This is a genomic window from Massilia norwichensis (genome assembly GCF_024753245.1).
Taxonomy (GTDB): Bacteria; Pseudomonadota; Gammaproteobacteria; order Burkholderiales; family Burkholderiaceae_D; genus Telluria; species Telluria norwichensis.
Genome location: NZ_JANUGX010000054.1, coordinates 1 through 9,961 on the forward strand (window position 1 = coordinate 1; position 9,961 = coordinate 9,961).

The 9,961-nt window shown below is 61.8% G+C and carries 10 protein-coding genes; 8 read left to right on the forward strand and 2 right to left on the reverse strand.

Going from position 1 to position 9,961, the window contains the following annotated elements; genetic code table 11:
• Positions 1-66: 66 nt before the first annotated feature.
• Positions 67-1,896, reverse strand: coding sequence for a glutamine--fructose-6-phosphate transaminase (isomerizing) (gene glmS / locus NX782_RS25805; RefSeq protein WP_258848369.1), 1,830 nt, complete (start codon positions 1,894-1,896; stop codon positions 67-69).
• Between the two features lie 149 nt (positions 1,897-2,045).
• Here glmS and NX782_RS25810 point away from each other — a divergent pair, with 149 nt between their 5' ends.
• A complete protein-coding gene (locus NX782_RS25810) occupies positions 2,046-2,519 on the forward strand; it encodes an Lrp/AsnC family transcriptional regulator (protein WP_258848370.1) in 474 nt (157 codons plus the stop codon).
• A 416-nt stretch (positions 2,520-2,935) separates the two neighbouring features.
• Here the strand turns inward: NX782_RS25810 and glmU are convergent, their stop codons facing one another.
• Complete coding sequence (gene glmU, locus NX782_RS25815; protein ID WP_258848371.1) at positions 2,936-4,309, reverse strand: bifunctional UDP-N-acetylglucosamine diphosphorylase/glucosamine-1-phosphate N-acetyltransferase GlmU; 1,374 nt, start codon at positions 4,307-4,309, stop codon at positions 2,936-2,938.
• 34 nt (positions 4,310-4,343) lie between these two features.
• Between glmU and NX782_RS25820 the strand changes: the two genes are divergently transcribed.
• From NX782_RS25820 to NX782_RS25855, 7 genes are all read left to right on the forward strand, one after another.
• Entirely contained in the window at positions 4,344-5,240 is an 897-nt protein-coding gene (locus NX782_RS25820; protein ID WP_258848372.1) for a DUF6279 family lipoprotein, read from the forward strand.
• A gap of 62 nt (positions 5,241-5,302) precedes the next feature.
• On the forward strand, positions 5,303-5,938 hold the full coding sequence (gene rsmD / locus NX782_RS25825; RefSeq protein ID WP_258848373.1) for a 16S rRNA (guanine(966)-N(2))-methyltransferase RsmD: 636 nt from the start codon (positions 5,303-5,305) through the stop codon (positions 5,936-5,938).
• Positions 5,939-6,027: 89 nt separating this feature from the next.
• Positions 6,028-6,543 carry a pantetheine-phosphate adenylyltransferase gene (coaD, locus tag NX782_RS25830; RefSeq protein WP_258848374.1) on the forward strand — a complete coding sequence of 172 codons (516 nt, stop codon included), beginning with the start codon at positions 6,028-6,030 and terminating at the stop codon, positions 6,541-6,543.
• 15 nt (positions 6,544-6,558) lie between these two features.
• On the forward strand, positions 6,559-6,819 hold the full coding sequence (locus NX782_RS25835; protein WP_258848375.1) for a YfhL family 4Fe-4S dicluster ferredoxin: 261 nt from the start codon (positions 6,559-6,561) through the stop codon (positions 6,817-6,819).
• 49 nt (positions 6,820-6,868) lie between these two features.
• On the forward strand, positions 6,869-7,420 hold the full coding sequence (locus tag NX782_RS25840; protein ID WP_258848376.1) for a DUF1003 domain-containing protein: 552 nt from the start codon (positions 6,869-6,871) through the stop codon (positions 7,418-7,420).
• A 229-nt stretch (positions 7,421-7,649) separates the two neighbouring features.
• The gene (locus NX782_RS26460; RefSeq protein WP_308633137.1) at positions 7,650-9,242 is read left to right on the forward strand and encodes a methyl-accepting chemotaxis protein; all 1,593 of its coding nucleotides are present in this window, start codon (positions 7,650-7,652) and stop codon (positions 9,240-9,242) included.
• A gap of 43 nt (positions 9,243-9,285) precedes the next feature.
• The gene (locus NX782_RS25855; protein ID WP_258848377.1) at positions 9,286-9,909 is read left to right on the forward strand and encodes a chalcone isomerase family protein; all 624 of its coding nucleotides are present in this window, start codon (positions 9,286-9,288) and stop codon (positions 9,907-9,909) included.
• The last annotated feature ends 52 nt before the right edge of the window (positions 9,910-9,961 follow it).

Sequence of the window (9,961 nt, forward strand, 5' to 3'; positions counted from 1 at the left end):
TAAAAAAAGCCCGGACAAATTTGTCCGGGCTTTTTTTATCGCGGGCGAACATCAGCCCGCCATCTATTATTCCACCGTCACCGACTTCGCCAAATTACGCGGCTTATCCACATCCGTACCACGCGCCAGCGCCGTGTGATAAGCCAGCAGCTGCAGCGCCGCCACGTGCAGGATCGGCGACAGCAGACCATAGTGTTCCGGCAGACGGATCACATGCAGACCCTCTGCAGAGGTGATCTGGGTATCGACGTCGGCGAAGCAGTACAGCTGGCCGCCGCGGGCGCGCACTTCCTGCATGTTCGACTTCAGCTTTTCCAGCAGCGCGTCGTTCGGGGCGATCGTCACCACCGGCATCTCTTCGGTCACCAGCGCCAGCGGGCCGTGCTTCAGCTCGCCTGCCGGGTAGGCTTCGGCGTGGATGTACGAGATTTCCTTCAGTTTCAAAGCGCCTTCCAGCGCGATCGGGTAGTGGATGCCGCGGCCCAGGAACAGGGCGTTTTCTTTACGCGCGAATTCCTCGGCCCAGGCGATGATCTGTGGCTCCAGCGCCAGCACCGCGCTCAGCGCGACCGGCAGGTGGCGCATCTGCTTCAGGTAGGTCGCTTCTTCTTCCTCGCTCAGGCGGCCGTTGACTTGCGCCAGCGTCAGGGTCAGCAGGAACAGCGCGGCCAGCTGGGTCGTGAACGCCTTGGTGGAAGCGACACCGACTTCGACGCCGGCGCGGGTGATGTAGGCCAGCTTGCACTCGCGCACCATCGCGCTGTGGGCGACGTTGCAGATGGTCAGGGTGTGGGTCATGCCCAGGCTGCGTGCGTGCTTCAGCGCGGCCAGGGTGTCGGCGGTCTCGCCGGACTGGGAGATGGTGACGACCAGGGTCTGCGGATGCGGGACGCTGTCGCGATAGCGGTATTCGCTGGCGATCTCGACGCTCACCGGGATCTTGGCCACCGATTCGATCCAGTACTTGGCGGTCAGGCCGGAATAGTAGCTGGTGCCGCAGGCCAGGATCAGCACGCGGTCGATCTCTTTGAAGACGCGGAAGGCTTCGTCGCCGAACAGTTCCGGCATGATGCCGGTGACGCCCTCGAGGGTGTCGCCGACCACGCGCGGCTGTTCGAAGATTTCCTTTTGCATGTAGTGGCGGTACGGACCGAGTTCGGCGGCGCCGGTGTGGGCGTGCACGGTCTTGACTTCGCGCTCGACCGGGCGGCCGTCGACGTCGACGATCCAGTAGCGCGCCAGTTGCAGGTCGACCACGTCGCCTTCTTCCAGGTAGATGATCTGGTCGGTGGTGCCGGCCAGCGCCATCGCGTCCGAGGCGACGAAGTTTTCGCCTTTGCCGAGGCCGACGATCAGCGGCGACCCCTGGCGTGCGGCCACCACGCGATGCGGCTCTTCGCGGCAGAATACGGCGATCGCGTAGGCGCCGTGCAGGCGCTTGACGGCCTGCTGCACGGTCTCGAACAGGTCGCCGTTGTACATGTGGTCGACCAGGTGGGCGATGACTTCGGTGTCGGTCTGGCTGGTGAACTTGTAGCCGAGCTCAGTCAGTTCGCGGCGCAGTTCGTCGTGGTTCTCGATAATGCCGTTGTGGACCAGGGCGATGCGGGCATTCTCTTCAGTCGGCGAGAAGTGCGGGTGCGCATTCTGGGTAGCCGGGGCGCCGTGGGTGGCCCAGCGGGTGTGGGCGATGCCGGTGAAGCCTTGCAGTCCGGTTTCCTTGATCTGCGATTCGAGGTCGGCCACGCGCGAGGTGCTGCGCGAACGCTGCAGACGGCCATCGACGTGCAGGGCAACGCCGCAGGAGTCGTAGCCGCGGTATTCCAGGCGCTTCAAACCTTCGAGCAGGATGGGGGTGATATTGCGCTGGGCGACTGCGCCGACGATACCGCACATGATGGACTCCAATAAGAATTAACAGATGTCACTAATGTAGAGTAGACGTCATGAAATTTGCTTTCTAAATCCACCTCTTTTTGATAGATTCTTTCACGACCTCCACGCAGTGAAATATTCTTTCAAATATCTCCTAAAACTTTATAAAAATGTCGACAGAGCCCGAAATCCTGGACGAACTTGATCGTCGCATCCTCAACACCTTGCAGCTTGACGCCTCTCACACCAATGCCGAGTTGGCGGAATTGGTACATGTGTCCCAACCAACTTGCCTGCGGCGCGTCAAACAGCTGACCGCGAACGGTGTTATCGAACGGCAAGTCGCGATCGTCTCGCCGGACAAAGTCGGCGCCAGGCTGACCGCCATCGTCGAGATCACGCTGGACGTGCAGGCAGCCGACCGCATGGAAGAATTCGAGGCCGTCGTCGCCACCGATCCCGCGGTGCTGCAGTGTTACCGCGTCGCTCCCGGTCCCGACTTCGTGCTGGTGGTGCAGGTGACGGACATGCCGGCCTACCACGCGCTGGCGCATCGCCTGTTCACCACACACAAGAACGTGCGCAACGTCAAAGCCTATTTTTCGACTTTCCGCAGCAAGTTCGAGACGCGCATCGTGGTCTGAACAGGCCAACCCACAAGTCATCCACAGGGGAATGTGGATAATGTGGATAAGCTGTTTACCTGTAAACCTTGCTTCCCGAAAAAGTAATCCACAATTCATCCACAGGGCCCTGTGGATGAATTGTGACATCGCTTAATTCATGAGCAGTGGGCCCGCATAAGGGCGATATCGACCGTTTTTCCCACCCCGAAATCCGCTTTACCCACTGTGGATAAGTCATGCAGCCGGCATGCTGTGCTGTTGCGTCAACCCAGCATCCACCAAGACAAACAGGCCCGCCGGATCACCGGTCGGGCCTGTGGATGACTTTGTGGATGACCACCCGAAAACCCTGTGCAAAGCCGGTGGACCAGGATGTGTTTATCTTGTGATCATCCTGTGGCTTTGCTGTGGGCTGGCTGTGCGCAGGCGGTGAATTACTTCTTCTTGACCGGACGGGTCCAGCCTTCGATCGTCATTTGCTTCGGACGGGAGATCGTCAGCTTGCCGGCCGGCGCATCCTTGGTCAGCGTGGTGCCGGCGCCCAGGGTCGCGCCCTTGCCGACGCGCACCGGTGCCACCAGCTGGGTATCGCTGCCGATGAAGGCTTCGTCTTCGATCACCGTGCGGAACTTGTTGGCGCCGTCGTAGTTGCAGGTGATGGTGCCGGCGCCGATGTTCACGCGCGAGCCGACGTCGGCATCGCCGACATACGCCAGGTGGTTGGCCTTGCTGTGCGCGGCGACCTTGCTGTTCTTCACTTCGACGAAGTTGCCGATGTGGACATCTTCGGCCAGCTCGGTGCCCGGCCGCAGGCGCGCATACGGGCCGATCTGCGATTTCTCGCCGACGATCGCGTCTTCCAGGTGGCAGAAGGGTTTGATCTGCACGCCGGCCGCGACCTTGGTATTCACCAGCACGCAGTTGGCGCCGATGGTCACGCCGTCGGCCAGTTCGACACGGCCTTCGAACACGCAGCCGACGTCGATCGAGACGTCGCGACCGCAAATCAGTTCACCACGCACGTCGATGCGGGCCGGATCCAGCAGGTGCACGCCTTTTTCCAGCAGGGTATTTGCGATATTCAACTGATGACGGCGCTCGAGCTCGGCCAGCTGCACCTTGCTGTTGACGCCGGCGACTTCCCACTCGGCGGACGGGTGCGCGGACACCACCGGCACGCCGTTCGCGACAGCCTGGGCCACGATGTCGGTCAGGTAGTATTCGCCCTGCGCGTTGTTGTTCCCCAGCGCGCCGAGCCAGCCATTCAGATGGCGGGTCGGGATGACCATGATGCCGCTGTTGATTTCCTTGATCGCGCGCTCTTCTTCGGTCGCATCCTTTTCCTCGACGATGCGCACGATGGCGCCGTTTTCGCGGACGATGCGGCCCAGGCCGAAGGGATTGTCCTGGACCACGGTGAGGATCGCCAGCTTGTCGTCGCCGGCCGCCTCGACCAGGCGCTGCAGGCTGGCGCTGGTCGTCAGCGGCACGTCGCCGTACAGCACCAGGGTCGGCGCGTTCTCGTCGATCTGGGGCAGGGCTTGCATCACGGCGTGGCCGGTGCCCAGCTGCGGCTGCTGCAGCGCGGTGTCGATGACGATGCCGGCGTTGGTACCCCATTCGTGAACCGCACTCGGCACCGCTGCGCCGCCGTGCCCGTAGATCACGCATAATTTAGTCGGGTTCAGGCTGCGTGCGGTATCGATAACGTGCTGCAACAGCGGCTTCCCAGCCAGAGGATGCAATACTTTCGGCAGCGCGGATTGCATGCGTTTTCCCATGCCGGCGGCGAGGATGACTACGTTCATAAGCCGTTCCCAAATGAATTAGTTGTTAAAAAATATGAAAAAGTTTAACACGCCCCAACATCTGATCCACCGCGCACGCCTGCTGTTTCTGGTGGCGCTGATGGCCATGCTGAGCGCTTGCAGCACCATCCGTTTTACCTACAATCACGGCGACACGCTGCTGTACTGGTGGTTGAATGCGTATATCGATCTGGACAGCGATCAGTCCGACTGGGTCAAGAAGGACATCGATAACCTGTTCCAATGGCACCGCACGACCCAGCTGCGCGATTACGCCGGCCTGCTGGCCAAGATGCAGCGCCAGCTGGGCGATGGCAATGTCACCCAGGAAGAATTGCTGGCCGATTACCGCGACATCAAGGCCCGCACCGAGCTGCTGGCCTATAAGGCGCTGCCGCAGCTGGCCGACCTGGCGATGTCGATCAAGCCCGACCAGATCGCGCAGATGGAGCAGAAGTTCGCCAAGAACAACGACAAATTCCGCAAGGAGTTCATGAGCGGCAGCGTCGAGGACCAGCATAAAGCCCGTTTTAAAAAGGCAATGGACCAGTTCGAACTATGGTTCGGCAGTTTCAGCCGCGAACAGGAAGCGCAACTGCGCCGTGCCTCGGACGCGCGTCCGCTGGACAACGACGTCTTCCTGCAGGAGCGCGTGCTGCGCCAGAAGAAGATCGTGGCCCTGCTGCGCCGCGTGCACGACCAGAAGCTGAACAAGGAGCAGACCATGTCCGCGATCCACGACCTGCTGCGCGACATGTTCGGCCGCATGGAGTCGCCGGAGCGCAAGGCCTTCTACGATGCTTATGTGGACAGCACCTCGAAATTCATCCTCAGCGCCATCAAGCTGACCACGCCGCAGCAGAAACAGCACGCGCAGCAACGCATGCAGGGCTGGATCAACGATTTCAACGCGCTGGCGCAGGGCAAATAAGCATGGTGGGCTCGGGAGCCCACCCTACCGTGGGATGGGCACGTGCATGCTATAGTCCCGCCATGCAAAAGAAGTCCTCACACAAACCTTCCTACCCGCGCCGTCCGGGCCCGCCACAACAAGTCCGCATCATCGGCGGCGCCTGGAAACGCACCCCGCTGCCGGTGCTCGACGCCTTCGGCCTGCGTCCCACCCCCGACCGCGTGCGCGAGACCGTGTTCAACTGGATCCGGCACCAGGTCGACGGCGACTGGGATAGCCTCGACTGTCTCGACCTGTTCGCCGGCAGCGGCGCCCTCGGCTTCGAGGCGGCCAGCCGCGGCGTGCGCTCGGTGACCATGATCGATACCGTCGGCCCGGTGGTGCGCCAGCTGGAAGCGATCAAGGAAAAACTGAAAGCCGACAACGTGCGCATCCTGCGCGCCGATGCGCTGGCGGTGGCGCGCGACCTGGCCCAACGCGGCCAGCGTTTCGATGTCATCTTCCTCGACCCGCCTTACCAGCAGGATTTCCTGAGCCAGACCCTGCCGCTGTGCGCCAGCCTGCTGAAGGAGGGTGGCCTGGTGTACGCGGAATCGGGCGCGGCGCTGCCGTTCGGCGACGAGGAGGGCGGCACCCCGGAATGGTTAGCGGGCTGGCAGCTGGTGCGTGGCGACAAGGCCGGCATGGTGCACTTTCATTTGCTGAAGTTACACTAAAAAGCCGCAAATCTGCCCTACAGGGGGGCGGCTGCCGAATTTTCAGGCATAATGCGCGCTTATTCAGGTGCATTCTCCAGGGAGCCGCAATGGTTGTAGCCGTTTATCCAGGAACTTTCGATCCGCTGACCCGCGGCCACGAGGATTTGGTGCGTCGCGCATCGGGTCTGTTCGACACCCTGGTCGTCGGTGTTGCCGACAGCAAGAACAAGAAACCGTTCTTTTCGCTCGACGAACGCCTGGAAATCGCCAACGAGGTGCTCGGCCACTATCCGAACGTGAAGGTCGAAAGCTTCAGCGGCCTGCTCAAGGATTTCGTGCGCCAGCATGACGCGCGCGTGATCGTGCGCGGCCTGCGCGCGGTGTCCGACTTCGAGTACGAGTTCCAGATGGCGGGCATGAACCGCTACCTGCTGCCCGACGTCGAGACCCTGTTCCTGACCCCGTCCGACCAGTACCAGTTCATTTCCGGCACCATCGTGCGCGAAATCGCGATGCTGGGCGGCGACGTCTCCAAATTCGTGTTCCCTTCGGTCGACCGCTGGCTGCAGAAGAAAATCGCCGCCATGAGCGCTGCCGCCGCAGCCGCCGCACCGAAGGCCTGATGACAGGTTTTTAAAATGGCTTTGCTGATTACCGACGACTGCATCAATTGCGACGTGTGCGAGCCCGAGTGCCCGAACGACGCGATTTCGATGGGCGCGGAGTTCTACCAGATTGACCCGCATAAATGCACCGAGTGCGTCGGCCACTTCGACGAACCGCAGTGCGTGGCCCTGTGCCCGGTCGCCTGCATCCCCTTCAATCCCGAGTGGCGCGAAACCCGCGAAGAACTTCAGGCCAAGTACGAAAAGCTGACCGCCGCCAAGGCCGCAGCCTGAGCGTCCAGCGCTACGCATAGCATGTTGTACGACATACTATGCTGGTGTCATGGACAAGGCCCCCCAGGGCGCTGACGAGCCGGCGCCCGCGCTTCCCCCTTCGGTCAACGAAAACATCGGCACCATCGCCGAGTTTTACGCGCGCAACGAAGAGCACACCTCGACCACCCAGAAAGTGGTCGAGAAGATCGCGCGCTTTCTCGGCAGTCCGGGTTATGTGATCGCCAACCTGGTGCTGGTGCTGCTCTGGATCGGCGCCAACGTCTGCACCGAGGAGCTGGGCTGGCAAACCTTCGACGAGCCGCCCTTCTTCTGGCTGCAGGGACTGGTCAGCCTGAACTCCTTCGTCATCTCGACCACCGTGCTGATCCGCCAGAACCGGATGTCCAGGCTGGCCGACCACCACGCCCACCTCGACTTGCAGGTCAATCTGCTGACCGAAGAAAAGACCAGCAAGATCATCGCGCTGTTGGAGGAACTGCGGCGCGACATGCCCGGGGTTCGCCAAAAAACCGACCGCGAAGCGGAGGAACTGGCCAAGCACGCGGATGCCAAATCGGTGCTGTCGGCGATTGAGCGCGAGCAGGGCGATTGCAGCTGAAACCCGCCGTGTAGGCATCCACGCAACATATCTCCACCTTTCTCGATTGCCTGTGTTGCACGGCAATACCCTCCTGTTCCCCTTTGGGACTGCATCCAGTAACTATCGGTTGTGCGCTTGCAGCATGGAAATAGTCGCAAATATTTAATTTGGGAAAATTGAATGGTGCTATATTTATTATCAAAAAAATAGCACGTCCATACTTTTCCAAAGGGACCAGGAGACAACAATGATCAGAAACATGAGTATCGGCCAGCGCCTGGCCGTGGGCTTCGGCTTCGTGATTGCCTTGCTGATGGTATTGGCGGGAATTTCGTATCTGCGGATGGAAAGCCTGAACAAGGAGATGGAAACGCTGGTGCAGGTGCGCTACGCCAACACGGTGGCCGCCAACCGCGTCAAGGAAGACGTCAGCGAAGCCACGCGCAGCATGCTGAATGTCCTGATCATGAGCGATCCGGACCAGATCAAAAAAGAACTGGCGAATACCGAGGAGCGCAGCGCCAAGGCGACCGCGGCGGTAGCGGAACTGGTCAAGCAGGCCGATGCCCAGGGCACCGAGATCCTGAAGGGGATCGCCGTCATCCAGGATAAATTCCTGCCGGCCCAGACCAAGTTCATCGGCCTGGTCAACGAAGACAAGAAGGACGAGGCCATGGTGAAGTTCATGTTCTCGCTGCGTCCCCAGCAAGCCCGCTATTTCGAGCAGCTCGACAAGTTCGTCGCTTACCAGAACGCCGCCATGAACCAGGCCGGGCGCGATGCGGCGGCGGCCACGCGCCGCACCGAAATGCTGATCCTGGTGCTGGCCGGCGCCGCCTGCCTGCTGTCGCTGGGGGTGGCGGTGCTGTCCACGCGCAGCATCACCGGACCGCTGGCCCAGGTGGTGCAGATCGCCCAGCGCGTGGCTGACGGCGATTTGACCAGCGAAATCGCGGTCGACAGCCGCGACGAAGCCGGCCAGATGATGGACGCGCTGCGCCACATGAACGCGAGCCTGATCCGCATCGTCGGCGAAGTGCGCTCCAGCACCGAATCGATGTCCGGCGTCTCCGGCGAAATTGCCAGCGGCAACCTCGACCTCTCGAGCCGCACCGAAGCCCAGGCCAGCTCGCTGGCCCAGACCTCGCACTCGATGCGCGAACTGACCGATACCGTGCAGCAGAACGCGGACAACGCGCGCCAGGCGAATGCGCTGGCGGCCCAGGCCTCGGAAGTGGCGGCACGCGGCGGTTCGGTGGTGTCGCACGTGATCGCCACCATGGGTTCGATCACGGATTCGTCGAAGAAGATCGTCGACATCATCGGCGTGATCGATGGCATCGCTTTCCAGACCAATATCCTGGCCCTGAACGCCGCCGTCGAAGCGGCGCGCGCCGGCGAGCAGGGCCGCGGTTTCGCGGTAGTGGCGAGCGAGGTGCGCAACCTGGCGCAGCGCTCGGCGGCGGCGGCGAAAGAGATCAAGTTGCTGATCAGCGATTCTGTGGATAAAGTGCATGAAGGCAGCCACCTGGTCGAGCAGGCCGGCGTGACGATGGCCGAGGTGGTCGAGAGCGTGCGCCGCGTGACCGACATCATGGCCGAGATCACCGCCGCCAGCGTCGAGCAGAGCGCCGGGATCGCCGAAGTCAGCCAGAACATCGTCGAGATGGACCAGACCACGCAGCAGAATGCGGCACTGGTCGAAGAGGCGGCGGCGGCGGCGGCGGCGATGCAGGAGCAGGCGGCACGACTGGCGCGCGCGGTCAGCGTCTTCAAGCTCGACCCGGCGGCGCAGGAGCCCAGCCTGGCGGCGCAGACGCCGCGGCTGACGCTGAGCTAACCATTACAACAGTGCATTACGTTCAATCCGAGGAGACACAAGCATGACTTCCACCTTCACCACTTCCTTTACCCGCCGCCTCGCCGTCAAGGGCATGATGGCCGGCGCCCTGCTGGCAGCCGCCGTCAGCCTGCCGGCCCAGGCCGCCTCGGTCGACGTCAACGGCTACAAGTTCGAAGACACCGCCAAGGTCGCCGGCAAGGACCTGAAACTGAACGGCGCCGGCATGCGCACCAAGCTGATCATCAAGGTGTATGCCGCCGGCCTGTATCTGCCGGAAAAGAAGACCGCCGTGGCCGACGTCCTCAAAACGGAGGGTCCGCGCCGCGTGACCTTGCAGATGGCACGCGATATCTCGTCGGAAGACTTCGGCAAGGCCTTCATGGACGGCCTGAACGACAACGTCGACAAGGCGGACAAGCAGAAGATCGTGGCCCAGATCGGCAAGTTCGGCGAAATGTTCGCCACCATCGATGGCCTCAAAAAGGGCGATAGCCTGCACATCGACTGGATCCCCGGCAGCGGTACCCAGATCGAGCTGAACGGCAAGAAGCTGATCGAAAACGTCCCGGATATCACCTTCTATAACGCCATCCTGCGCATCTGGCTGGGCGACAAGCCGGTCGACAAATCGCTCAAGCCGGCCCTGCTCGGCGAAGCCAAGTAATTCGCGACACGCTTTCCTGGTTTGCGCGGCCCCGGGTCACCGGCGCCGCGCT

Bases quoted from the DNA above. Each gene is read 5' to 3' on its own strand.
- NX782_RS25835 (WP_258848375.1), top strand. From the start codon at position 6,559: ATGGCTTTGCTGATTACCGACGACTGCATCAATTGCGACGTGTGCGAG.
- rsmD (WP_258848373.1), top strand. From the start codon at position 5,303: ATGCAAAAGAAGTCCTCACACAAACCTTCCTACCCGCGCCGTCCGGGC.
- coaD (WP_258848374.1), top strand. From the start codon at position 6,028: ATGGTTGTAGCCGTTTATCCAGGAACTTTCGATCCGCTGACCCGCGGC.
- NX782_RS25840 (WP_258848376.1), top strand. From the start codon at position 6,869: ATGGACAAGGCCCCCCAGGGCGCTGACGAGCCGGCGCCCGCGCTTCCC.
- glmS (WP_258848369.1), bottom strand. From the start codon at position 1,896: ATGTGCGGTATCGTCGGCGCAGTCGCCCAGCGCAATATCACCCCCATC.
- NX782_RS26460 (WP_308633137.1), top strand. From the start codon at position 7,650: ATGATCAGAAACATGAGTATCGGCCAGCGCCTGGCCGTGGGCTTCGGC.
- NX782_RS25820 (WP_258848372.1), top strand. From the start codon at position 4,344: ATGAAAAAGTTTAACACGCCCCAACATCTGATCCACCGCGCACGCCTG.
- NX782_RS25810 (WP_258848370.1), top strand. From the start codon at position 2,046: ATGTCGACAGAGCCCGAAATCCTGGACGAACTTGATCGTCGCATCCTC.
- glmU (WP_258848371.1), bottom strand. From the start codon at position 4,309: ATGAACGTAGTCATCCTCGCCGCCGGCATGGGAAAACGCATGCAATCC.
- NX782_RS25855 (WP_258848377.1), top strand. From the start codon at position 9,286: ATGACTTCCACCTTCACCACTTCCTTTACCCGCCGCCTCGCCGTCAAG.